Genomic DNA, 23,061 nt, shown 5'->3' with positions numbered 1-23,061 from the left:
GCTTTTTTAGCCCATCACCACTTCGACCTTGACCTGCTTTGCTCCTCTGGGAGCTTTGAGAATATTGGTTTTAATTTTTCTTCCGTTCATTTTTACTTCTCTTATTCCTTTACATACATGATCCGGATTTTTTACGGTTATCAAGTAATCGCATCCCCTGAAATGCCTTTTTACCTCAAATCCGTCCCATACCGAAGGTATGCAGGGATCTATCGTGAGCCCTTCATAATCCGCCATTATACCCAGGATCCATTGTGAAATTGCCATAAAATTCCACGCCGCGGAACCCGTAAGCCAGGCGTTCTTTGCCTCTCCGAAATCCTTATGGTCTTTCCCGGCTATCATCTGGCAGTAAACATAGGGCTCAAGCTTATGAGTGTCAGGCATTTTGTTCTTCTCTGAAGGGGCGATCGCCTTGTAATATTCAAATGCCTGCTCTCCCCTGCCGGCGATGCACTCGGATATTATTATCCACGGGTTCGGGTGGCAGAATATCGCGCCGTTCTCTTTTAGCCCGGGAGGATAGATGGAGATGGACCCGAGTTCCGGATAGAACTTTGAGAATGACGGCTGAAGTATCATTATCCCGTACTTGGTGGCAAGATGTTTCTTTACCGAGTCAAGGCATTTTATCATCCTGTCCTTTTCCGCGACGCCGGTGAGTACCGCCCATCCCTGAGTTTCAAGGAATATCTTTCCTTCTTTGTTCTTCTTTGTGCCCACGGCTTTTTTATTGTCGTCAAAAGCCCTGATATACCACTCGCCGTCCCACGCGACCTTGTTTATCTGCTTTTTCACTTTTTCAAAAAGCTTTTTGTATTTTTTTGAGTCCGTTCTTTTCCTTATCAGAACAGCCATCCTGCTCATCTCGGCACACGCGCCGGCAAGCATCTGGCCGACCATCACAGACTCAGCCTGCTTTTTAGGGCCTGTCATGTTAAGGCAGTCGTTCCAGTCGGCAAATCCCGCGAGAGGCAGTCCGTGCGGGCCTTTATGTTTAAGGGAATAATTAATTGCTTTTGCAAGGTGTTTGTAAATCGTATCTTTTTTACCGGTCTCATACGGAACTTTCTGCAGGAGAAATTTTGCATCGCCCGTTTCTTTAATATACGCGGAAACAGAATAGACAAGCCACAGATGGTCGTCGCTGTAGCCCCTGCCGCTGCCTTTTTTTGTGAGCGGGCTGTACTGGTGGTTCGCGTCACCGTCCTCGAACTGCGTCGAGGCGAGGTCGATTATCCTTTGCTTCACCCTTTCCGGGATCTGGTAGACAAATCCCATCGTGTCCTGGTTGCTGTCGCGGAATCCCATCCCTCTTCCGATGCCGGATTCATAGTAAGATGCCGACCTTGACCAGTTGAACGTGGTCCTAACCTGATACTGGTTCCAGACATTTACCATGAGGTTCACGTCCTCATCCGGGGTCTTGACCCAGAGCTTGTCCAGGTTGTCTTCCCAGTGCTTCGCCAGCTTTTTTAATTCTTTTTCGACATTTTCTCTGTTTGAAAACTTCGCGGCCACCCTTTTCTCATCGCCGGCCTTCTCGCTGTAGCCCAGCACGAATATTATCGTTTTTGTCTCACCGCTTTTTAGATTCACCTGGATATTGTGGCTCCCTACAGGCGCCCAGCCGCATGCGATAGAATTGTTGGATTTATTTTCGACAACAGCTCTCGGCGCGGAAAGATCTCCGTATCTGCCCAGAAAATCCTCTCTCTGGGTGTCAAATCCCGCAATATCCTCGCTGCACGAAAAATAACCAAAATAGCTCTTTTCGACCCTGTACCTTGAAAGATGATAGATCATATTACCTGTGACTTTAGTTTCTCCGATATTCAGGTTGTACTGGTAATCCGTCATGTCGTTCAAAGCGTCCCACAGGCAGAACTCGACGAACGAAAATACCCCTAAAGACCTGGGTTGGAGGCTGTTGTTCTTTATCTCCATCATCCAGACTTCGCAGCTCTCTCCGAGCGGGACAAAATATGTCGTGGTTGTCTGAATGCCTTTATAATTGGACGTTATCTTTGTATACCCCAGGCCGTGTCTGCATTCGTAAATATAATCGTCCTTTTTACCCTCCTGCACCGGGAAAAGCACGGAATCGTTACTGACGGACATCTTTGCCGTGGGTTTTTGCACCGGCTGCCAGGTCGCTGACCAGAACTCATTTGTTTTGTTGTCCCTTACATATAGGTATCTCCCTCCCCTGTCATAAGGGATGTTATTGTATCTGTATCGCAAAAGCCTTCTTTCTTTCGGGTCCCTGAAAAAACTGTACCCTCCCGCAGTATTTGACATCAGGGCGCAGTATTCCTCGCAGCCCAGATAATTTATCCAGGGCAGCGGCGTGTCCGGCCTTGTTATCACATATTCTTTGCTTAGCCCGTCAAAATACCCGTATTTCATCTGATATTCCTTTCCGGTCTATGATAGATGCAGGACCATTACCTCTCTCCCGTGAAATGTAAGTGGCAGTTTTCCCTTTTCAATTTCAAATATTTCGCCGCTCAGGATGTCTTCCGCTTTGGTGAAGCGTTCCGGCGTATCTATTTCGAATTTTTCTTTGACCGACCCGTGGTTTATCACATATAATACCGGCGTCTCGGGATCGTCCCAGAGGACCATTTCTATGCTGTCCTTGTCCTTTAAGAAAAATTCGGGCTGCGGGAGCTGCGCCCTCACATAATCCGCAAGCCTCTCGTTGCCCGTTTTACCGATGCTCATGAAAAGGCTGAAGGTCGCGTAGAGTATTTTCCCTTTGCCGACACTTCTTTCGATAATAGCTGGATACCCGTCCTTGTACCTGACAATAGTCCCTTCCGCGTCAGAGATAAGGTCCCTGAACCCGTACGCGTACGAGCGGATCTTCGGGATGTAGATCCTGTCGTCTATCGTTTCGATGTGGTGGCTGGTGATACTTAAAAAGTCGTCAAGTATCGGCTTTTCGTGCAGGCCTCCGTTCTCGTTCTTAGCGCCGAACCTCGCCTCTGTCACAAGCGTTCCGCCGTTTCCTACATAGGATAAAAGGACTTCCGCGTATTTTTTCTTAAGGATATAGGGGTTCGGCAGAAGAATGATCTCGTAAGGAAGATTGCCGTCTTCAAGATGCCTTTCAAATATGAACGCCGCGGGATTGTAGTAGTTCCATAACACCATGTAAGCCCCCTGGCAGCTGTCAAGCCCGTGGGTATGCCCCAATTCCGCCCTAACCTGTTCCCACTGGCCGGTTATTGCTCTTGGAGGTCCCTGCTCCTGGTATGTCTGTATATCGGATGACCTTAAATATGCGACGGCGGCTTTCGGGTCCAGTTTATGCCTGTGAAGTATCGGGATTATCTTTTTAATTTCTGCCCCCGCTTTTTCTATCTCTTCCAGGCGTTTTGTCCTTGTGCCGTCCGCCTTGAGTATACCAAAGCCTCCCGTCTCTCCGCCGAATACCGAAGTACGCCACTGATGGTAAAGTATCGCCTGCGCTCCGTGAGCGACTACCTGATGCGTCCATACGCGTATCTCCGGTCCTTCTATGAAACCCGGATAGCCCCACCTGACGTTCGGCCCTCCCTGGAGTTCCGTTACGTGGAATTCCATGTTCCTTCCTAAAGAAAGGCTTCTCCACCAGTCGGACATCTCGGCGATCTGCTGGGGGGTGTTCCTCCCACCCATCGGATAGATATCCCATCCGTACCAGTCGAGACCTTCGGCCATCGTGTCGTGGTCGGGGACTCTGGACGATATGCCCAAAAAGCCGTTCGTGCCGATCTTCCTCGACTTGTCATATTCCTTCACGATGCCTTTTTCCCAGCTTAAGAAACTGTGAAGTGAATCGGTCTTGAACCTGAACCAGTCAAGAAAAATATGGGGGTTCCCTGCGTCCCAGACACCGGCTTTTGGAGTGGTTATATCGTCCATTTCTCCGAACTCGTTCGTCCAGAATTTTGTCCCCCAGGACCTGTTGATCTGTTCAAGAGTGCCGTATTTTTGTTTTGCCCATTCGACAAAATCATTCCTGGTCTCCGGGCAATGGCAGAAATCAAGGTTTGTCGTCGAATCAAGGGGAGGATATACCGGTTCGTTGTCTATCTGCCAGTACATTACTGCTGGATGGTCCTTGTATCTTTCTACCAGCTTGCGAAGCATCCTCTCCGCGAATTTTCTGTACAATTTACTGTCCCTGCAGATGTTCGGCCTCGGCCCGTATTCCGGATACAGCGTGCCTTCGTTAGAAACAGGCCTTGTCTCGGGATATTTTCTTACCAGCCAGGTCGGTGCCATCGAGGTGGGGATGCCGAGCAGGACTTTTAATCCGTATTTATTGACGAGGTCCAGGGCTTCGTCCATTTCTTCAAAATGGAACTCGCCCTCCCGCGGCTCGATCCAGTTCCACGCCATCTCGCCGAACCTGACAATATTAAAACCGCTTTCCGCTATCTGCGAAAATGCGGTCTCCCAGTAGTCTTTCGGCCACTGGTCAGGATAAAATGTTACGCCGAATGGGAACATATTCAACCCATTATAACCTTTACTTTATGTATTTTGCCGTCCCCGTGAGGTTTGATAAGGTTGCCTTCGATGATCTTGCCGTCGACTTCGACCGAAGCGACCCCGTGTTCAACACCATTTGGGTTTTCAATATTTATCTCGTAGACGGAACCGCGGAAAGGTCTTGTGATGCTGCATTTTTTCCACTTTGAAGGGATGCACGGGTCTATGCGAAGCCCCTGATAATCCCTTCGTGCACCAAGCACCCACTCCGTTCCGACCATGAACGTCCAGCCCGCTGTCCCGGTGAGCCATGTGTAAGCCCCCTCGCCATAAGCATAAGGGTGTCCTGGCCCGATAAGGTATTCCGCATAAACATAAGGCTCGGCTTTGTACAGATCGATATTTTTCTGTTTGCTCGGCATTATCTTGCACATTTCTGTATAAAGTTTATCTCCCATCCCTAACTTCGCGAGCGCCGCGAGCATGAAGGTATGCGCGTGGCAGAACACTGCGGCATTTTCCTTAGTCCCCTGCGAGAACATCGCTATCCTGCCAAGCCCTGGATCAAATACCGTATATGCAGGAGCAAGCAGTGCATAGCCGTGTTTACCGCTAAGGTCTTTTTCTACAGCCTTCATCATTATTTTTACCCTGTCCTCAGGCACGATATCCGCAAGTATTGCCCATGACTGCGAATTTAAAAATATCTTTCCTTCCTTGTTCTTTGAAGACCCGAAAGGAATCATCTCATCGTTATAACCCGCAAGATACCATTGCCCGTCCCAGCCGGATTCATTGATCCTTTTTGTCATCACGCGCGCTTTTTCTTGAAGATCTTTACCGATATCTTCTTTCTTTATCAGGCCCGCGAGCTCGGAAAGCATCTTTAGAGCTCGGACAAGCGCTATGCCGAGCCAAACGCTTTCCCCGATCTGTTTGCGGCCCGCCATATCAAGCGCGTCGTTCCAGTCAGCTTCCCCTACTCTGGGTATACCGTGGACGCTCACATCGTTATAGGTGAATGTGAGCTGGGCCAGGAGATGCTCAAAAAGGGTTCCTTCTCCGTCGGCAACGGCTCCGCCCTTCCAGTCCATATCTGTTTTGGTACCGCCCTCACGCCACTTGTCCTTAAGCCATGGGACTTCCTGATTGAGAATATCAATATCTCCGGTCTCTTTGACATACGCCGCGACCGACGGAGTAAGCCACGTGGGATGATCCTTGAAAGGCTTGTTGGAATAAGGCCCGTATGTATCTGACCATCCGGGCGCAAGTGTCCCGTCCCTCCGGGTCAGTGAAGCCACCTTGAGCATCTTGGCTTTTGCGTACTGCGGATCTATCGAAAGGATGGATTCGCTGTCCTGGCATGAATCGCGGAGCCCTCTTCCTCCCTGTCCTTCATGATAGAACGAAGGAGACCTTGACCACATGTTGCATATCCATAGCTGGTATTTTATCCAGTTGTTCATTATATTATTGAAATCTTTGTCAGGAGTATCAACCTGCACTGGAACCAGCTTTTTTTCCCAGAAAACTTTTGTCGATTCGAGGGACCTCTCAACGGTCTTTTTATCGCGGTATTTTTTTATGATCCTGGCGGCATTTTTCTGTCCTACGGTCTGGCCGAGTATGAAGGCGATCTCTTTTTCCTGCCCGGGTTTGAGCGTGACCCTGTGATGGAGTACTCCCACAGGCTCTTCCCCGTCACAGATGCTGTTCGTGCATGTTCCGTTATAGACTCCTTCGGGATGCTGGCAGGTATTGCCCGCGCCCAAGAATTTCCGCTTGTTGCAGTCCCAGCTCGAGACTTTTTCCGAAGAAGCAAAGAAAAGCGTGTAAGGATTGTCCTTGATGTTGAACTCTTCATAAAAAGCTGTCTTTCTCGCGAATATCGCCTTTGCCTTTTTATCAAAACGGACCCTGTTCCAGAGTATCGCTATGTTATAGAAGGTGATGTAATCCGCGCTTCCGATGAACCATTCGAGATAACCGAAAAGATTCAGCTTTTTTGTTTTCTTTGTGGCGTTCTTTATCTTTACCTTCCATATCTCGCAAGGTTCGTCAGCCGGCACGAAATATGTGGTCTCCCCTTCTACTCCGTTGGATCTTGATCTGATGGTCTGGTAGCCGAACCCGACTATACATTCGAATTTTTCATATTTTGTACGCAGAGGTTCCCACGAAATGCTGAATGTTTTATTTGTCTCTTCATCCTGAATGAACACATATCTTCCAGGTCTTCCCTGGTGAAGGTTCTGGCCGGTCCAGTAAAGCATCCTTTCGGTTTTTGAATCCTTGTAAAAACTATATCCTCCGGCTGTCTGTGATATGACCGCGCAGTATTTTTCATTAGTCAGATAGCTGCCCCACGGGCGCGGCGTATCCGGATCCGTTATGATGTACTCTTTCCCGTCTTTTGAAAAATCGCCGTACTTCATTTGTTTGTCTTTCTAAGTATACGTTATATATTATATTTTAACATTTTATCATTGATGCAGAAAGACGGGGGCCTATGATTCAAATTGGATTTAAAGTGAAATTTTCAGAAAATACGCTCGATACAGATTCAGACGATAGAGAATAAAAAAGGAGGCCCTTTTTATGCCGATAAAAATAAGCAGCGCACCGGATGACTACAGGCCCTATTTGCAGGAAGCGGATAAAAAAGGAAACAATAACGGCGAGATCGATTCTCCTGATGAGGCCAGCAGGGCAATAAAAGAATACGGCGAAGGCCGTTCCTTTGATAAATTCGAGGAATTTTTATCGTTTCTGGAAAAATCGGGATATTCTCAAAATCAGTTCAACAAAACAAAACCGGAGGACTTTATAACGCTTTTAAACGATGATTCTAAATTTGTAAGGGAAAAAGCGTGCAAAATCATTTACGAACTGATCAGCGGCAAGAAACAAGATGTCAGCGATGCGGTTATCAAACTCTTGGTGAAGAATTTAAACATATGCCGTTACTCATTCGGAGGATGGGGTCGTTTTAATGCATTTGATAATTATGCAGCTAAAGCCTTGGCTGAACTTGGAGAAAAAGCATTGCCATACATTAAAGAGGCGCTGTCTGATCCCGATGAGAACACGAGAAAAGGGGCTGTCGACGTCTTATATTCGATTTCTTCCAAAAAGCCAGACATCATCGGGGACGATCTTCTGCCATTAATAGCTAAGAATCTTGACCTGCATTTTAAATACGACTATGACATTTACAGCCTGCCAGCACAAACACTTGCTAATATTGGGAAAAGGGCTGTCCCGTTTATTGCAATATCTCTATCGGATAAAAACGATGCGGTCCGCAGGTGGGCGGCACATTCTATCTCGCTCCTTCCAAAAGAACTGCTTACGCCAGAATTTGTTAATGATGGAATATTACGGTCTTTGTCAAAGAATCTGGGGAATTTTGACAGGGAAACAAACAGCGAAAGAGAGAATCATCCCGCCGGCGCGCTGATAAAGATAGGGGAAAGAGCTCTACCTTTCATTAAAGAAGCCCTTGCGGACAAAGACATAGAAGTAAGAAGAGGGGCTGCCAGGGTATTTTATAATTTGGTCGAAAAGAAGCCGGAGCTTATTACCGACGAATATCTTGAGCTGATGTATCAAAATATCAATATGTGCACGTACGAATGGGAGGGCTGGGCAAGATTTGAAGCGATCCCGAATTTTGCGGCAAAGACCCTTGTCCTTGCTGGCAAAAAAGGGACCGATTACCTGAAGAAGGCTTTGGTGAGCGAGGACCAGAATGCCAGAAAAGGCGCATGTGACGGTTTTTCAAGTATTGCGCCCGAAAAAATAACCGACGACTTAATCCCCCTGCTTGTTAGCAATTTGAATCTACATTATATATGTGATTATCGTGAATGGAACGAGGCGGCTGACACTTTAAAAAGGATAGGAGCAAGAGCATTGCCTGCTCTAAAGACCGCAGCGCTTAGCGGAGATCCGGCAATACAGGCTAAAGCAAGCACTCTTTACATGGCCATGGGCGGTAAAGACTTCGACACTTCAGCAACAAAAAATAAGGAGTTGATAGTAAAAACGGTCAGCCGGGACGGTTCGGTGCTGCAACAATTAGATGCCTCACTGAAAAAGGACAAAGAAGTTGTATTGGCTGCAGTCAAACAAAGCGGATGGGCACTTCAATATGCCGATGATTCATTGAAAAAAGATAAGGATGTTGTATTGGCCGCGTTCAATAATGCTAAGTGGGCGATACAATACGCCGATATCTCCTTGAAAAGAAACAAGGAATTTATGTTGATCATCACCAAACAGGAGGGATTATTGCAATACGCGGATGAGTCCTTAAAGAAAGATAAAGAAATTGTGTTAGTCTCAGTTAGTAAAGACGGGGAGTCATTACAATATGCCGACATCTCCTTGAGAAAGGACAAAGACGTTGCATTAGCCGCGGTCAATCAAAACGGAAGAGCACTCCAATATGCCGATACTTCCATGAAAACCTATAAGGACGTTGCATTGGCCGCAGTCAATCAAGACGGATGGGCGCTGGAATATGCCGATATCTCCCTGAAGAAGGACAAAGAAGTTGTGTTAGCCGCGTTCAATAATGCTAAGTGGGCGATACAATATGCCGATATCTCTTTAAGAAAAAACAAGGAATTTATGTTGATCATTGCCAAACAGTCGGGATTATTGGAATATGCCGATGAGCCCTTGAAGAAAGACAAAGAAATTGTGTTGGCGGCGGTCAATCAAGACGGAAAGGCTCTGGAATATGCCGATGATCCGTTGAGGATGGACAAAGAAGTTGTGTTGGCGGCGGTTAGCAGAGATGGAGAGTCATTGAAATATGCCGATATCTCATTGAAGAAAGACAAAGACATTGTATTAGCTGCAATTAAACAGAACGGAGAGTCATTGCAATATGCCGATATTTCCTTAAAGAAGGACAAAGAAATTGTATTAGCCGCAGTCCGAAAAACCGGATGGGCTCTGAAATATGTCGATATTTCCTTAAAAAGTGATAAAGAAGTTGTGTTAGTCGCAGTCAAAAATGCTAAATGGACGTTACAATATGCCGATAAATCGCTGCAAAATGATCCTGATGTATTAAAAGCGGCGGAACAATAGGGGCTTACGCTCTAATCTCCAAGTCCTGAAAATAAAATACGCATAAAGGCGGCGATCGCTTCTAAATCCCGATGCCGAAATTGCTAAAAAGGCGGCGGAAGCTATCAAGAATATCGAAGGACAAAAGAAGAAATAGTTTTATTCAACTGTAACGCTTTTTGCCAGGTTCCTCGGCTGGTCCACGTGGCAGCCCCTTTTTACCGCGACATAATAGGCAAACAGCTGAAGTGGTATGACCGCGAATATCGCCGAGACTGTTTCTCTGGCAACAGGCAGGTAGATGACATCGTCCGCTTTCTTTTTTATGTTCTTGTCGCCTTCGGTCGCAAGCGCGATGACTTTTCCTCCGCGAGCTTTTACTTCCTCGATATTTCCGAGGATCTTGTCATACCTTCTTCCCGCGAGGGCCAGAACTATGACAGGCATGTCCTCGTCTATGAGGGCAATTGGTCCGTGCTTCATCTCGGCGGCAGGATATCCTTCGGCGTGGATGTATGATATTTCCTTCAGTTTCAAGGCCCCTTCAAGCGCTATCGGAAAACCTTCCCCCCTGCCAAGGTAAAGCGCGTTGGAACACTGGTAATATTTATCCGCAATCTTTTCTATCCGCTCCTCCTGCGACAGGACCTGTTCCACTTTGTTTGGGATCTCGAAAAGACTTTCCAATTTTTTAAGGATCTCGGTTTTTGATATTTTCTTTTTCTCGGATGCCAGAAAAAGGGCCAGAAGATAAAGGACCACTATCTGCGTCGTAAAAGCCTTTGTCGAAGCAACCCCGATCTCCGGTCCCGCTTTCGTATAAATAACGCCGTCCGAAGCCCTTGCGATCGACGACGAGACGACATTGCATATTGAGACAACTTTTGCCCCAAGTTTTTTTGCTTCTTCTACCGCTCCAAGAGTATCGGCCGTCTCTCCTGACTGTGTTATCGCTATGACAAGAGTGTTCTTATCTATGATCGGACTGCGGTACCTGAATTCCGCGGCATATTCAACTTCTGAAGGTATCTTGGCGTAATGCTCAATGAAATATTCCCCTACCAGCGCGGCATGCCATGAAGTGCCGCATGCTGTCAGTATCACCCTGTTTATCCCGGAGATATCTTTTTTATTGAGGTTGAGGTCTTTAAATTTTATCTGCTTCTTTGCGGTGTCGACGCAGGCCCTTATTGTATCCATTATGGCCTTTGGCTGTTCGTGTATCTCTTTCAGCATGAAATGCGCATATCCGCCTTTTTCCGCGGAAACAGGGTCCCACGATACAAGCGTCTCTTTTCTGCTTATCTTTTTACCCGACAGGTCGATTATTTTTACATTGTCCTTTTCGACCACAGCGATATCGCCTTCTTCAAGAGTGATGATCCTCGACGTGTTCTTTATTATCGCGGGGATATCCGATGCAGTGAAGTTTTCACCATTGCCGAGGCCTATTATAAGCGGGCTGCCTTTCCTGGCTACGACTATCCGGTCCGGTTCTTTTTTGTATATGACACCGATCGCATATGACCCCTGGACCTTGGATACTGCAAGCCTGACGGCCTCCGCAAGACCTTTACTTATTTCGTCTTCGATCAAATGGACAAGCACTTCCGTATCGGTCTGGGATTTAAAAACATGCCCCTTTGCGATCAGATCTGATTTCAAAGCTTCATAATTCTCAATGATCCCGTTATGGACCAGAGCTATCGAGTTGGTGCAGTCAGAGTGCGGATGGGCGTTCTCTTTCGACGGAATCCCGTGCGTTGCCCATCTTGTGTGGCCGAGGCCCGTGTGCGCGCTTATCTTCTTTGGAGTGATCAGCGCCTCAAGGTCTGAGATCTTTCCTATGGATTTTTCAACTATAAGCTTCCCGTCAGAAAGCGCGACTATCCCCGCGGAATCATAGCCGCGATATTCCAGTTTTTTCAGCCCCTCCAGAAGGATCGGGACCGCTTCTTTGTTCCCGATATAGCCGATTATTCCGCACATCTGATACCTATCTTCTCACGCTCAAAACGGAATTAATTTCTTTTGCCGCGGCATCAAGGTCGTCTTTTACGATCGCTTTGATATCTTCATCCTCGGCTGCAAGGATATGGTCCCACATGATACCCAGCCTTCTTGTCAGTATTGGCTCGATCAGTCCCCATGCAGCGACGCAGGGATATGTCCTGCCATATTGTACGGCCTCTTTGAACACTGCTCTGAAAGGGTCCGAAGCAAAATACGGGTCGGAAAATGCGGCTTTTGTAGCCGGTAAAAAACCGGTTGCTTTTGCGTAGTTCACCTGCATCTTAGTTGTAACAAGGTGTTTTATGACTTTCCATGCTTCTTCCTTGTGCTTGGAGTTCTTGAATATAGAAAGATCGCTTCCACCGACGAAAGTGAACTTACCGTTTGGCCCGGCAGGATAGGAAGAGACCCCGAAATTTCTTGAAGCGATCGATCCGTAAGAGCCTCCCTGTTCCGGAGGCAGCGTGAGCGTCTTTACCTCGTACGGCCCGTCAAAGTACATCCCGTATGACCCGTTGTTGAAATTACTGCTGACCTGCGCGGTGTTAAGCTCGAGCGCGTCTATGGGTATCAGGCCTTTTTTCACCAGGCTAACGTAATAAAGCACTCCGTCCACCGCAGCGGACGAATTGATCGCGGCGCTTTTTCTGTCTTTGGAGAGAAAGTCGCCGCCGGCTGCCCAGATCCACGGGGCGATATTATGAATAACGTTCCAGTCGTTCTTCCCGGGGATCCCCAGAGGATATACTCTTACCCCTTCTATTTCCGGCTCGGCATTCTTGATCTTTGTAAGGGAGTTCTCAAACGATGCCCATGTCTTCAGATCGTCCTTGGAAAGTTTCAATTGCCTTAAGACGTCCGTCCTGAAGAAAAGAGCTCTCGCATCAACAAACCACGGGACGGCTGTTACAGATTTTGTCCCTTCAAGGCCTGTAGACTTCCACGCGGCCGGGATGAAACTTGTACTTCCGCCGATCTCGGACACTTTATCCTGCAGGTCCAAAAGAGCCCCCATCGCGGATATCGAACCGACCCATGTCGATCCCAGCTGGACGATATCCGGCGTGTCGCCAGATGTAGCGGCTGTAGTTATTTTTGTCCATGCTGATCCCCAGTCAACAGATGTCACCCTGATATCTATATCCGGATTTGCCTCTTCGAATGGCGCGAGTATAGCCTCGATGTCCCTGACCGGCTCAAGACTGTTAGGCATGACCCACATCTGAAGGACGACCTTCCCTGATGAAGTCTTGTTCTCCTGGACGGCGGTTGCCGCCGATTTTTCCACACCGGTTTTTGGCAGCTGGGTTTTTCCTCCGCATCCGGCAATGAACAGCCCCAAACAGACCAAAAATATCCCCATTATCTTTAACTGTCTCATTATTTTCCTCCTAGAATATTACTCGGTCAATTTTTGGTATATATATCCTATTATAACCTTTAGAATGGCCGCCGTGGGGACAGCCAGGAACAGCCCGAGAATTCCGGCGTATGCGCCTCCGACAAGCAGCGCAAATATCCCTATTACCGGATTCACCCTTACAAAATGCGCTGCCACGTTAGGGATGATCAGATAATCTTCAAGCTGCCTTAAAACAAAATACAATATTATCACCAAAAGGACCAGCGCCTCTTTTGTCAATCCGTAAGGCACTGCCGTCTGGAAAAGAGCGACCATGGCGACTATCGCCGTCGCGCAGACCGGACCGATCACAGGGATAACCTCGAACACCCCTGTCATGATGCTTAATATCGCCGCAAATTTAATCTTAAGAATCGAAAGTACTATGAAGCTTGCCGTTGACATTATAAATATCAATAATACCTGTGCCCTGATGTAAGATCCGAGGGTCATATTCACTCGTTCTATTAAGGATGCTATTTCTTCCCTGTACGGTTCCGGGATCACTTTTTCTAGCGCTTCAAGGTACTTGCCCGATTCCATGAGAAAATAGAATGCGACGACAAAAAAGACAAGAAGAAGGACCAGCCTTTCAACCGCGCCAAAAAACAACGGGAACGCCTTTGACGGGAATTGCGCCATCAGCCAGGGAGCGACAGAGTCGGCCGCTTCCTTAAGATCGATGTTTCCGCCGAGAATATTTATGTCGCCTTTTGCCGCTATCCTGCCGAGGAGCGATCCGCTCTGGACAGACTGGCCGACGGAAAGCTCTCGGAATTCATATGCCACTACCGGCATCAATGATCTCACTCCCCAATAAATAATGCAGCCGACGACCAGATACAGGATGATGATGCATAAAGATTTAGGAAGCCTCGATCTTTCGGAAACCATAGAGACGACAGGATTAAAAAGATAGGCCGCCACAGCAGCCCAGATGAACACCGGCAAAAGATGTGCTACTGAAAGAAGGAACATGACGAACGCAGCGATCATGATCCAGATAGTGATTATCTTCGCTTTCGGCGAAAACACGTATGTTGACGCGTATTTATTGAACCTGACAGGAGAAAGCCATGCAAATAGTTTCATTTTTCACTCTTAACTTTATCATATCCGGATTAGTTTGTAAACGAGCACTTGACAACGGTTTTGGCGTTTGATAAATTAAGATTTAAGGCTATGACGCGGTGCGACCCCGCTGAGCCGGTCAGCAAGACTTTTTTCATTGAAATTGCGAAAGTTAATATAAATCACGGCTGGTTTGCGGCTTTGCCCATTCCTGCCTTCCTAGGGTTTATGGCGACACTTCGTAGTTTCTTGAAAGAAGATTGATGATACGTTATCTCGCGATAAGGGGTAAAATGCCTCAGATCCTGGCGACAACATGCAGTGACTGTCGCCCACCGCGTGTAGGAATGAGGCATTTTTTTTGGTCCTCGAAATTTGACTTGTCTTTTGGTTGAACATATAATTGCCCGTATGAAACGGATTTTCGCGTTCATTCTGATCTTTTCGCTACTCATTGTAATTTCTTTTGCCATGTCTGAAAAGGGCCCCTCAGGCGGCACGGCAAAAAAAACTCCCGCCCCGGATTTTAAACTTAAAGATGTATCGGGACATTATAAAAAACTGTCGGATTTTAAGGGCAAGATCGTCCTTCTGAATTTTTTTGCCACCTGGTGCCCTCCCTGCAGGGCCGAGATGTCGTCGATGGAAAGGCTGAACAACGCGCTCTCTAAGAAAGATTTTAAGATGATCGCCGTTTCAATTGACAGGACTGACACGGGAACTGTCAAAGCGTTCATAGAAAAAGGCGGGTATTCTTTTCTGGTGCTCCATGACAAAGACAATGCTGTCTCCGATATCTATGGCATCTACAGCATCCCGACCACCTTTATCATCGACAAAAAAGGGAAGATAGCCCAAAAGATCATCGGAGGAAGAGAATGGGACTTGCCTGAAGTCATCGGCAATATAAAGTCCCTGATAAAGGAATAAAATGCAGAATGTTTCATTTTTAACAGCTTTTGCCGCGGGTCTTTTGTCGTTCTTTTCACCTTGCATACTGCCCCTTGTCCCGTCATACATATCTTATATTACCGGGATCACGTTCAAAGACCTTGAAAGCAACCGGGCTGCCGCCCAAAAGGTGACTTTGATCAATTCTATTTTCTTTGTTCTGGGTTTTTCTTTGGTCTTTATCCTGCTGGGGGTCGCAATAAGTTTTTTGGGCCAGCTGTTGATCGATATCAAAGAATATACAAGGATCGTCGGTGGTTTTATTATTATTTTCTTCGGTCTTTTCATAATGGGGGTGTTCAATAGTCCTTTGCTGAACCGCTATCTAAAATTCGCGCCTTCGCTAAAAGCCAAGAACAGCTTGAGCTCATTCCTTGCCGGATTGATCTTTGCCTCAGGCTGGACACCGTGCGTCGGACCGATACTCGGGACCATACTGATCCTTGCCGGAACGACCTCAAGCATCTTGAGCGGAACATTTCTCCTATGTTTTTATTGCGCGGGGCTGGCCGTGCCGTTTTTGATATCCGCTCTTATGGTCAACAGCCTGATCTCTTTTATCCCGAAGATATCAAAATACATGAGATACATCACTTTTCTAAGCGGCCTGCTGCTCATCATCACCGGAATATTATTGATATTGAACCTTTTCAATTCTTTTTCGGGGATTTGACTTGGCATATTGAAGATTGTATAATTTAGGAAAGCGCTGATTTGAGTCGTATTGCTGCGCTATATAAATGTGCTAAAAAGCCGTGGATATAACTCAGCAAAAGACGCTGAGTTTTTTTGTTTTATGGAGATACTGATATGATATGGATAATGAATAGCCCCCAAAAGGGGGCCTTGATAAAAAAGAGATGTAAATTATATATTAAAGGAGAGGTACTATGTCAAAACAGATAAGGACTTATGATGAAATAAATGAAAAGATCAAGAAAGGCCAGGTAGTGGTGGTCAATGCCGAAGAGTTTATTGATCTTGCGGACAAGGAAGGGATTGAAAGCGCCGCAAAGAAGGTGGACGTGGTGACTACGGGGACATTCGGTCCGATGTGCTCGTCCGGAGCGTTCCTGAACGTCGGGCACACAAAACCGAGGATAAAGATAAGCAAAGCATGGTTCAACGGGGTAAATGCTTACGCCGGTCTTGCTGCTGTAGACCTTTATTTGGGCGCGACAGAAATGCCCGATGATGATCCGGAGAATAAAGTTTATCCCGGGGAATTCAAATACGGCGGCGGTCATGTTATCCATGATCTTGTGGCCGGGAAAGACGTAAAATTTGAAGCTACTGCCTACGGGACCGATTGCTATCCGAGGAAAAAACTTTCAACGTTACTGAATATAAAGGACCTGAACGAAGCTTTTTTGTTCAATCCGAGGAACTGCTATCAGAATTATAATGTCGCCGTCAATCTTTCGGACAAGACGATATATACATATTTAGGCGTCCTTCGGCCGAACCTTGCAAATGCCAATTATTGCAGCGCGGGACAGTTAAGTCCGCTCCTCAAGGACCCTTTTTATAAGACTATCGGCATCGGGACCAGGATATTCCTTGGCGGCGGAACTGGCTATGTCGCGTGGAACGGGACCCAGTATAATCCCGGGACCCCGCGGACCGAGAAAGGCGTTCCAAAAAGGCCTTCAGGCACACTCTCGGTTATCGGCGACCTGAAAGAGATGGACCCTAAATGGATCGTAGGCGTCAGCTTTCTGGGATACGGCGTTTCGCTGAACGTCGGCATCGGCGTGCCCATCCCGATACTGGACGAAGATATAGCAAAATGGGCCGCATTAAAGGACAGCGAGATACTCGCGCCTATCGTCGACTACAGCGATGTTTACCCCAACGTAAAGCCGGATGTCATCGGCGAAGTATCTTACGCCGATCTAAAGACCGGGAAAATAAAGGTGAACGGGAAAGAAGTGGAAACCGCCTCTCTTTCAAGCTATCCAAAAGCGGCCGAGATCTCTAACATCCTTAAAGACCGCATAAAGAACGGCAAGTTCCTTCTGACGGAACCGGTAAAAGACCTCCCGGGACCTGACAGCGGGATAAAGTTCAAGCTTCTCAATGAACGTCCTTATAAGAACGGAGGCAAATAGCCATGAGCTCTTCAAAAAAGCTGGCGCTGACTTTCCCCCACCTTAAAGTGGACAAGCCTATTGTCTATCACCTGACAAAGGATTTTGATCTTGCCTTCAACATCCTTAAGGCAAGGATCACGCCCGAAGATGAAGGAGAAATGGTCATCGAAATATCAGGCAGTGATGAGAATTTGAAAAAGGGCCTTGAGTTCATGAAAGCTCAGGGCGTCTTGGTAGAGCCTTTAAAAAAAGAGGTCCGCTGGATCGAGGATAAATGCACTCAGTGCGGCGCCTGCATAACAATATGCCCTACCGGGGCGATGCAGATAGACAGAAGCAAGATGAAAATATCATTTGATAAAGAAAAATGCATCGACTGCGAGCTGTGCGTAAAACCTTGCCCGCCGAGAGCGTTTGAGGTAAGATTATAATATGAGCTCAAAACACAAAAAGCTTAACGCCTGGGTCAAAGAGATGGCGGCCCTGTGCAAGCCTGATAAGATCGTCTGGATAGACGGCAGCGATGAAGAAAAAAAACGGCTTGAAAAAGAAGCTTGCTATACCGGGGAGTTGATCGAATTGAACCAGGAAAAGCTTCCGGGATGCTTTTATCACAGGACAGCGCAAAACGACATCGCCCGGACCGAGCATCTCACATATATCTGTACAAAAAGAAAGGCCGATGCCGGGCCGAATAATAATTGGATGTCGCCCACAGCCGGGTATAAAAAGGCCGGCGATATATTCAAGAACTCCATGGCCGGAAGAACAATGTACGTCATACCTTTCAGTATGGGGCCGGTCGGTTCCGAATTTTCAAAGATAGGCGTGGAACTGACCGACAGCATTTATGTCGTTTTGAACATGAGGATAATGACAAGGATCGGAAAAACTGTCCTGGATAAACTTGGCTCTAACGGTGATTTTACAAAATGCCTCCATGGAAAAGCCGGCCTTGATCTAAACAAGCGCCTGATACTGCATTTTCCGGAAGACAATACTATTTGGAGCGTCGGGTCAGGATACGGAGGCAACGTCTTGCTCGGGAAGAAATGTCTTTCGCTGCGGCTTGGCAGCTGGATAGCAAAAAAAGAAGGCTGGCTTGCAGAGCATATGTTGATAATGGGCGTGGAAGATCCGAGCGGATATATTGCTTATATAGCAGCAGCGTTCCCGAGCGCCTGCGGAAAAACTAACCTTGCGATGCTCATTCCTCCAGAAGGCCTAAAAAGCAAAGGATACCGTATATGGACCTTAGGAGACGATATTGCCTGGATGAGGATAGATACCGACGGGTCTCTGTGGGCGGTCAATCCCGAGGCAGGAATGTTCGGTGTTGCCCCGGGAACAAATTCGAAGACAAATCCTAACGCGGTTGCAACTATCCGAAAAAATACTATTTTTACCAATGTACTTTTAAAGCCTGATAATACTGTCTGGTGGGAAGACGGCGACGGCCCCGTACCGGAAGAAGGCATAAACTGGGAGGGTAAAGCGTGGAAACCCGGAATGACGGATGAAAAAGGAAGGACGGTTTTAGGGGCTCATCCGAACAGCAGGTTTACCGCGCCTCTTTCGCAGTGTCCTTCAATAAGCAACAGGCTGGAACAGCATCATGGGGTCCCGATCTCAGCTATCATCTTCGGCGGAAGAAGGGCCAGACTGGCCCCTCTTGTATATGAATCCTTTTACTGGCAGCACGGCGTCTATGTCGGAGCGACGATGGCGTCCGAACGGACCGCGGCACAATACGGAAAACAGGGCGAGGTGCGGCGTGATCCCATGGCAATGCTCCCCTTCTGCGGATACAATATGGGAAAATATTTCGGCCACTGGCTGAAGATGGGCAGGAACATGGCAAATCCTCCCAAGATCTTTCACGTCAATTGGTTTAAACAGGATGAAAGCGGAAAATTCATGTGGCCCGGTTACGGCGAGAATCTCAGGGTCCTTGAATGGATAATCGACCGCTGCAGGCAAAAAGTAAAAGCGGTGGAATCTCCGATCGGTTATATCCCCGACTCCAAGGATATAGACCTTACCGGTCTCGATGTCTCGATGGTCGCAATGCAAAAACTCCTGCACATTGACAGGGAAGGGTGGAGAAAAGAACTCGAGGACCAGAAAGAATTCTTCAAGATGTTCGGGAAAGATCTGCCGAAAGAGATCGTTCAGGAACATAATCTTCTTAAGAAAAGACTTGAGAAGTATTAAGACAATATTACTTTTGTCTTTTTCGCTCGTTCTCCGTCAGGTATTTCTTCCTTAACCTGATATTCTGAGGCGTTATCTCCACAAGCTCGTCATTGTTGATGAACTCAAGCGCCTGCTCAAGCGATAACTTTATCGGCGGCGTCAGCTTTACGAGGTCATCAGAACCGGAGGCTCTCATATTTGTAAGCTTTTTCTCTTTGCAAGGGTTTGCCGTGACATCCTCTCTTCTCGCGTTCTCCCCTATTATCATTCCTGTATAGACAGAAACTCCCGGGCCTATAAAAAGACTGCCCCTCTCCTGCAGATTATTCAACGCATAGGCAACGCTTCTTCCGTTCTCCCCCGATATGAGCACTCCGTTCTGCCGTTTTGAGATGTCCCCTTTATATCTCTCATACCGGAAGAAAGCATGATGAAGTATGCCCTCCCCTTTTGTGTCCATGATAAACTCTGCCCGGAACCCCAGCAGGCCCCTGGTCGGCACAAGATAATTAAGAAAAGTCGTGCCGTTCTTTACGTTCATGTCCTGCATCTCGCCTTTTCTTTTGCCCAGCTTTTCTATCACAGCTCCGGCAAACTCTTCCGGGACCGATATCGAAGCCTGCTCTATAGGCTCCATCTTTTCCCCGTGAACTATTTTTATAATAACTTCCGGCTGCGATACGGCGATCTCATATCCTTCGCGCCTCATGTTCTCAAGAAGTATGGACAGATGGAGCTCTCCTCTGCCTGAAATGCGGTATCCGTCGGCGCCTCCGATGGATTCTATTCTTAAACCTACATTTGTCTGGAGCTCCCTGTCAATGCGCTCTTTCAGATGCCGGTTGGTCACATATTTGCCTTCTTTTCCCGCAAACGGAGAATCGTTCACGAGAAATTCCATGGTAAGTGTCGGCTCATCGATCTGCAGCAGCGGCATCGGCTTCGGATTATCGGCAGTGCATATCGTCTCCCCTATGGTTATGTCGGGCATACCGGCTACCGCGACTATATCGCCGCACTGCGCTGATTCTATCTCGAGCTGCTTTAATCCTTCGAATATCGAGAGCTTGGTGATCTTGCCCGGGACGATCGAACCGTCCCTTTTACAGACAACAACCTGCTCGTTTTTTTCAAGTTTTCCGCTGCTGACACGGCCTATAGCTATACGTCCGACATAATCATCATATTTAAGGTTTGTCACCTGCATTTGAAGGGCTTCGGAACTTTTATCAGGATAAGGCTTTACATGTTTCAGGATCGTTTCAAAGAGAGGGGAAAGATCTTTGCCTTCATCTTCAAGGTTGTATTTTGCCATGCCCTCCCTTGATATAGAATAAACAACAGGAAAATCAAGCTGTTCGTCCGTGGCTTCCAGCTTAACGAACAGATCGAATATCATGTCGATCACTTTATCAGGACGGGAGCCTTTTTTATCTATCTTATTTATGACGACTATCGGCTTTAAGCCCAGTTTGAGGGATTTTGAAAGCACAAATTTTGTCTGGGGCATTGGGCCTTCTTTTGCGTCAACAAGCAAAAGAACGCTGTCCACCATCTTTAACACGCGTTCGACCTCCGAACCGAAGTCGGCATGTCCCGGAGTATCGACAATATTGATTTTATTGTCCTTATAATGTATCGAACAGTTTTTTGAGAATATGGTTATACCCCGTTCTTTTTCAAGATCATTGGAGTCCATGACAAGCTCCGGCACTTCATCCCTTTCAGAAAAAGCTCCCCCCTGCCGCAGCAGGTGGTCTGTCAAAGTTGTTTTGCCGTGGTCCACATGGGCGATTATCGCGATGTTGATTATTTTGGTCATATATCTTATTATAACAAGGAAAGGAGTCATAAATGAGATATAAAAAACATATCGTTTTTGCGGCGTTACTGGTCATTTTTACCGCCCCGGCATATGCATATTTCGGCGCGCGCCCTATGGGCATGGGGGGAGCATTCACCGCGATAGCGGATGACGCCAACGCGGCATACTGGAATCCCGCGGGATTTGCATTTAATCCCGGAGTGGATATAACCGGTTCTACTTTATTAACAAACAGGAACGCAGTTATGGGAGACAATCTTGCCGCTGTCAAAATGTGCTATGAAGCCCCTATGTCATCACCTTTTGAATGGATATTCGGGGTTGGCGTTATGTCGGCATTCGCTGTTCAGACGGCGCAATACCTCGGGGATCAGGGCATCCTCAAGAAGAATTGGGGCCCCAGCAGCGTGCCAAAGACCGGAAGGGAACAGTCGATGGCGCCTCAGGTAAAAGAAAAAGGAACGGATACTTCTTATTCAAGGAATCCCGTTAAAAGAGCGACCCCTAAACCGGACGCCCAAAAATCTGCCGGCATCTTCGGCCCCATACAGAATTTGACAATAAATATGAATTTCGCGCCTCACGGTCACACTTACTGGGATAACAGGTATGAGAACCCGGGCGATCTTCCATACAACAAAGCTCAGTTCGCACTGGGTTTGACATGGCTTAACGATATTAACCCCGCACTTGACGAGTTCCGCAACTGGTACACGGTATCTGTCGCCTCAGGCTGGGAAGAAAGAGTGGCGGTTGGCGCCAACCTGAATTTCTATGACCTCAAAGTAATAAGCACTGGGATCAAGGGGTTCGGCGCCGGAATAGACCTGGGCGCTATCGGTAAACCGCTTCCTAATTTGTCTCTCGGTCTCGCGGTAAAAGAGATCCTGACAACGGATATCAACTGGCAGAACGGCGCAGTGACCAGATATTCTATGCTGGTCAATGCGGGAGCCGCGATCAAGCCTATAGACGAGATCACTATCGCTGTTGACGGGCATAACGTCTTCGCGCAGAACGTGGCGGGAGGCGAAAAAGCTTCGATGCATTATGGTGTTGAAGTACGTCCTATCCGCGGAATTGCCATAAGGGCGGGTCTTTATGATGGCAGCAAGACTGCGGGAGCTTCCGTAGGCGTCGGCGGATTTATTGTAGATTACGCTTATCTCGGCGGCGCTTTTGACAAGACCCAGATGGTAGGAGCTACCTGGAAGTTCTGATTTGGAGGGGGGAGGATTCGAACCTCCGAAGACTTTCGTCGACAGATTTACAGTCTGTTGCCATTAGCCGCTCGGCCACCCCTCCGCAAATGCAACTCTTTAATTATACTATCAAAACACCCTGTTTTTTTCAATTTTGACTGTCCTTTGCTTTGGCAAATCCGATCCATGTTATAATCGCATCATGATTTTTAAATTCATAGCTTTACTTGCGGCATTTCTAACTTCTACCGGATTTGTCCCGCAAATAATCAAAGGTCTGAAGACCGGGCATTTAAAAGATGTTTCCCTGGTCACACTGTCTTTTTCCTCGATAGGCACGTTCTTTTGGGCAATATACGGGATCTATCTTGGTGATTGGATTATCATTGTAGCCAACTTCTTCACCTGCGCGACAGTAGTTATCTTGATGATAATGAAATACTGGTACAGGCAGGCCTAGAACTTCTGCGGTTTTCTCTTGCGGTAAGCCTCGTACATAATAATAGCAGCAGCAACTGAAGCGTTAAGCGAGGATATCTGTCCCCTCATCGGTATTCTTACCATAAAATCACATCTTGTCTTTACCAGAGGAGCTATCCCTTTGTTCTCGCCGCCGATCACTATCGCCAAGGGCAGCGCATAATCAATTTCGCTTAACTTGTTACTGCCGTTGTGATCGATCCCGACTATCCAGAGCCCCTGCTCTTTCAGGTCGTTTATTGTCGAAGAAAGATTTGC

Annotated in this window: 16 protein-coding genes and 1 tRNA gene; 8 read left to right on the top strand and 9 right to left on the bottom strand. The window is 47.3% G+C overall.

All coding sequences use genetic code 11. From position 1 onward, the window contains the following. Positions 1–6: 6 nt before the first annotated feature. Genes NTZ10_05990 through NTZ10_05980 form a run of 3 tightly spaced genes read right to left on the bottom strand, consistent with a single transcriptional unit; the run spans position 7 to position 6,923 of the window. Positions 7–2,409 carry a glycosyl transferase gene (locus tag NTZ10_05990; GenBank protein MCX5749774.1) on the bottom strand — a complete coding sequence of 801 codons (2,403 nt, stop codon included), beginning with the start codon at positions 2,407–2,409 and terminating at the stop codon, positions 7–9. Positions 2,410–2,427: 18 nt separating this feature from the next. Next, positions 2,428–4,503, bottom strand: a complete 2,076-nt coding sequence (locus NTZ10_05985) for a beta-galactosidase (protein ID MCX5749773.1) — start codon at positions 4,501–4,503, stop codon at positions 2,428–2,430. Between the two features lie 2 nt (positions 4,504–4,505). Then, positions 4,506–6,923, bottom strand: coding sequence for a hypothetical protein (locus NTZ10_05980; protein MCX5749772.1), 2,418 nt, complete (start codon positions 6,921–6,923; stop codon positions 4,506–4,508). Between the two features lie 163 nt (positions 6,924–7,086). On the opposite strand from NTZ10_05980, the gene NTZ10_05975 reads away from it, so the two are divergent. Further along, positions 7,087–9,591 carry a DUF4116 domain-containing protein gene (locus NTZ10_05975; GenBank protein MCX5749771.1) on the top strand — a complete coding sequence of 835 codons (2,505 nt, stop codon included), beginning with the start codon at positions 7,087–7,089 and terminating at the stop codon, positions 9,589–9,591. A gap of 138 nt (positions 9,592–9,729) precedes the next feature. Here NTZ10_05975 and glmS read toward each other — a convergent pair whose 3' ends face one another. From glmS to NTZ10_05960, 3 genes are read right to left on the bottom strand one after another with little or no spacing between them, the layout of a single operon-like run. Beyond that, positions 9,730–11,559 (bottom strand): glutamine--fructose-6-phosphate transaminase (isomerizing), encoded by a 1,830-nt coding sequence (glmS, locus tag NTZ10_05970; GenBank protein ID MCX5749770.1) that lies wholly within the window; start codon positions 11,557–11,559, stop codon positions 9,730–9,732. Between the two features lie 7 nt (positions 11,560–11,566). Beyond that, positions 11,567–12,964 (bottom strand): sugar ABC transporter substrate-binding protein, encoded by a 1,398-nt coding sequence (locus NTZ10_05965; GenBank protein ID MCX5749769.1) that lies wholly within the window; start codon positions 12,962–12,964, stop codon positions 11,567–11,569. A gap of 18 nt (positions 12,965–12,982) precedes the next feature. Next, complete coding sequence (locus tag NTZ10_05960) at positions 12,983–14,077, bottom strand: AI-2E family transporter (protein MCX5749768.1); 1,095 nt, start codon at positions 14,075–14,077, stop codon at positions 12,983–12,985. Between the two features lie 390 nt (positions 14,078–14,467). On the opposite strand from NTZ10_05960, the gene NTZ10_05955 reads away from it, so the two are divergent. The 5 genes from NTZ10_05955 to NTZ10_05935 all read left to right on the top strand — a co-directional run bounded on the left by NTZ10_05955 (position 14,468) and on the right by NTZ10_05935 (position 19,314). Further along, positions 14,468–14,986 carry a TlpA disulfide reductase family protein gene (locus NTZ10_05955; protein MCX5749767.1) on the top strand — a complete coding sequence of 173 codons (519 nt, stop codon included), beginning with the start codon at positions 14,468–14,470 and terminating at the stop codon, positions 14,984–14,986. A 1-nt stretch (position 14,987) separates the two neighbouring features. Then, positions 14,988–15,680 (top strand): cytochrome c biogenesis protein CcdA, encoded by a 693-nt coding sequence (locus tag NTZ10_05950; GenBank protein ID MCX5749766.1) that lies wholly within the window; start codon positions 14,988–14,990, stop codon positions 15,678–15,680. A gap of 217 nt (positions 15,681–15,897) precedes the next feature. Further along, positions 15,898–17,118, top strand: coding sequence for a homocysteine biosynthesis protein (locus NTZ10_05945; GenBank protein ID MCX5749765.1), 1,221 nt, complete (start codon positions 15,898–15,900; stop codon positions 17,116–17,118). 2 nt (positions 17,119–17,120) lie between these two features. Further along, positions 17,121–17,531, top strand: coding sequence for a 4Fe-4S binding protein (locus NTZ10_05940; GenBank protein ID MCX5749764.1), 411 nt, complete (start codon positions 17,121–17,123; stop codon positions 17,529–17,531). Position 17,532: 1 nt separating this feature from the next. Beyond that, positions 17,533–19,314 (top strand): phosphoenolpyruvate carboxykinase (GTP), encoded by a 1,782-nt coding sequence (locus NTZ10_05935; protein ID MCX5749763.1) that lies wholly within the window; start codon positions 17,533–17,535, stop codon positions 19,312–19,314. Between the two features lie 7 nt (positions 19,315–19,321). Here the strand turns inward: NTZ10_05935 and typA are convergent, their stop codons facing one another. Next, a complete protein-coding gene (typA, locus tag NTZ10_05930) occupies positions 19,322–21,118 on the bottom strand; it encodes a translational GTPase TypA (protein MCX5749762.1) in 1,797 nt (598 codons plus the stop codon). Positions 21,119–21,150: 32 nt separating this feature from the next. Here typA and NTZ10_05925 point away from each other — a divergent pair, with 32 nt between their 5' ends. Then, a complete protein-coding gene (locus tag NTZ10_05925; protein MCX5749761.1) occupies positions 21,151–22,341 on the top strand; it encodes a hypothetical protein in 1,191 nt (396 codons plus the stop codon). A 2-nt stretch (positions 22,342–22,343) separates the two neighbouring features. Here NTZ10_05925 and NTZ10_05920 read toward each other — a convergent pair. Beyond that, positions 22,344–22,426: transfer RNA gene (locus NTZ10_05920), tRNA-Tyr, on the bottom strand. A 99-nt stretch (positions 22,427–22,525) separates the two neighbouring features. Here NTZ10_05920 and NTZ10_05915 point away from each other — a divergent pair. Next, the gene (locus tag NTZ10_05915; protein ID MCX5749760.1) at positions 22,526–22,783 is read left to right on the top strand and encodes a SemiSWEET family transporter; all 258 of its coding nucleotides are present in this window, start codon (positions 22,526–22,528) and stop codon (positions 22,781–22,783) included. On the opposite strand, the gene NTZ10_05910 is transcribed toward NTZ10_05915, so the two are convergent. After that, a partial coding sequence (locus tag NTZ10_05910) for an RNA methyltransferase (protein ID MCX5749759.1) occupies positions 22,780–23,061 on the bottom strand: 282 nt, incomplete at its 5' end. The genes NTZ10_05915 and NTZ10_05910 overlap by 4 nt on opposite strands.

The sequence above is a fragment of the Candidatus Saganbacteria bacterium genome, assembly GCA_026387835.1.
GTDB lineage: Bacteria > Margulisbacteria > WOR-1 > JAKLHX01 > JAKLHX01 > JAPLKZ01.
Note: the sequence above shows the minus strand (reverse complement) of the source record. Positions and strands in the feature narration are given on the sequence as shown.

What these genes read in the sequence shown, in the direction of transcription:
- NTZ10_05990 (MCX5749774.1), bottom strand. Translation starts at nt 2,409, where the DNA reads ATGAAATACGGGTATTTTGACGGGCTAAGCAAAGAATATGTGATAACA.
- NTZ10_05985 (MCX5749773.1), bottom strand. Translation starts at nt 4,503, where the DNA reads ATGTTCCCATTCGGCGTAACATTTTATCCTGACCAGTGGCCGAAAGAC.
- NTZ10_05980 (MCX5749772.1), bottom strand. Translation starts at nt 6,923, where the DNA reads ATGAAGTACGGCGATTTTTCAAAAGACGGGAAAGAGTACATCATAACG.
- NTZ10_05975 (MCX5749771.1), top strand. Translation starts at nt 7,087, where the DNA reads ATGCCGATAAAAATAAGCAGCGCACCGGATGACTACAGGCCCTATTTG.
- glmS (MCX5749770.1), bottom strand. Translation starts at nt 11,559, where the DNA reads ATGTGCGGAATAATCGGCTATATCGGGAACAAAGAAGCGGTCCCGATC.
- NTZ10_05965 (MCX5749769.1), bottom strand. Translation starts at nt 12,964, where the DNA reads ATGAGACAGTTAAAGATAATGGGGATATTTTTGGTCTGTTTGGGGCTG.
- NTZ10_05960 (MCX5749768.1), bottom strand. Translation starts at nt 14,077, where the DNA reads ATGAAACTATTTGCATGGCTTTCTCCTGTCAGGTTCAATAAATACGCG.
- NTZ10_05955 (MCX5749767.1), top strand. Translation starts at nt 14,468, where the DNA reads ATGAAACGGATTTTCGCGTTCATTCTGATCTTTTCGCTACTCATTGTA.
- NTZ10_05950 (MCX5749766.1), top strand. Translation starts at nt 14,988, where the DNA reads ATGCAGAATGTTTCATTTTTAACAGCTTTTGCCGCGGGTCTTTTGTCG.
- NTZ10_05945 (MCX5749765.1), top strand. Translation starts at nt 15,898, where the DNA reads ATGTCAAAACAGATAAGGACTTATGATGAAATAAATGAAAAGATCAAG.
- NTZ10_05940 (MCX5749764.1), top strand. Translation starts at nt 17,121, where the DNA reads ATGAGCTCTTCAAAAAAGCTGGCGCTGACTTTCCCCCACCTTAAAGTG.
- NTZ10_05935 (MCX5749763.1), top strand. Translation starts at nt 17,533, where the DNA reads ATGAGCTCAAAACACAAAAAGCTTAACGCCTGGGTCAAAGAGATGGCG.
- typA (MCX5749762.1), bottom strand. Translation starts at nt 21,118, where the DNA reads ATGACCAAAATAATCAACATCGCGATAATCGCCCATGTGGACCACGGC.
- NTZ10_05925 (MCX5749761.1), top strand. Translation starts at nt 21,151, where the DNA reads ATGAGATATAAAAAACATATCGTTTTTGCGGCGTTACTGGTCATTTTT.
- NTZ10_05915 (MCX5749760.1), top strand. Translation starts at nt 22,526, where the DNA reads ATGATTTTTAAATTCATAGCTTTACTTGCGGCATTTCTAACTTCTACC.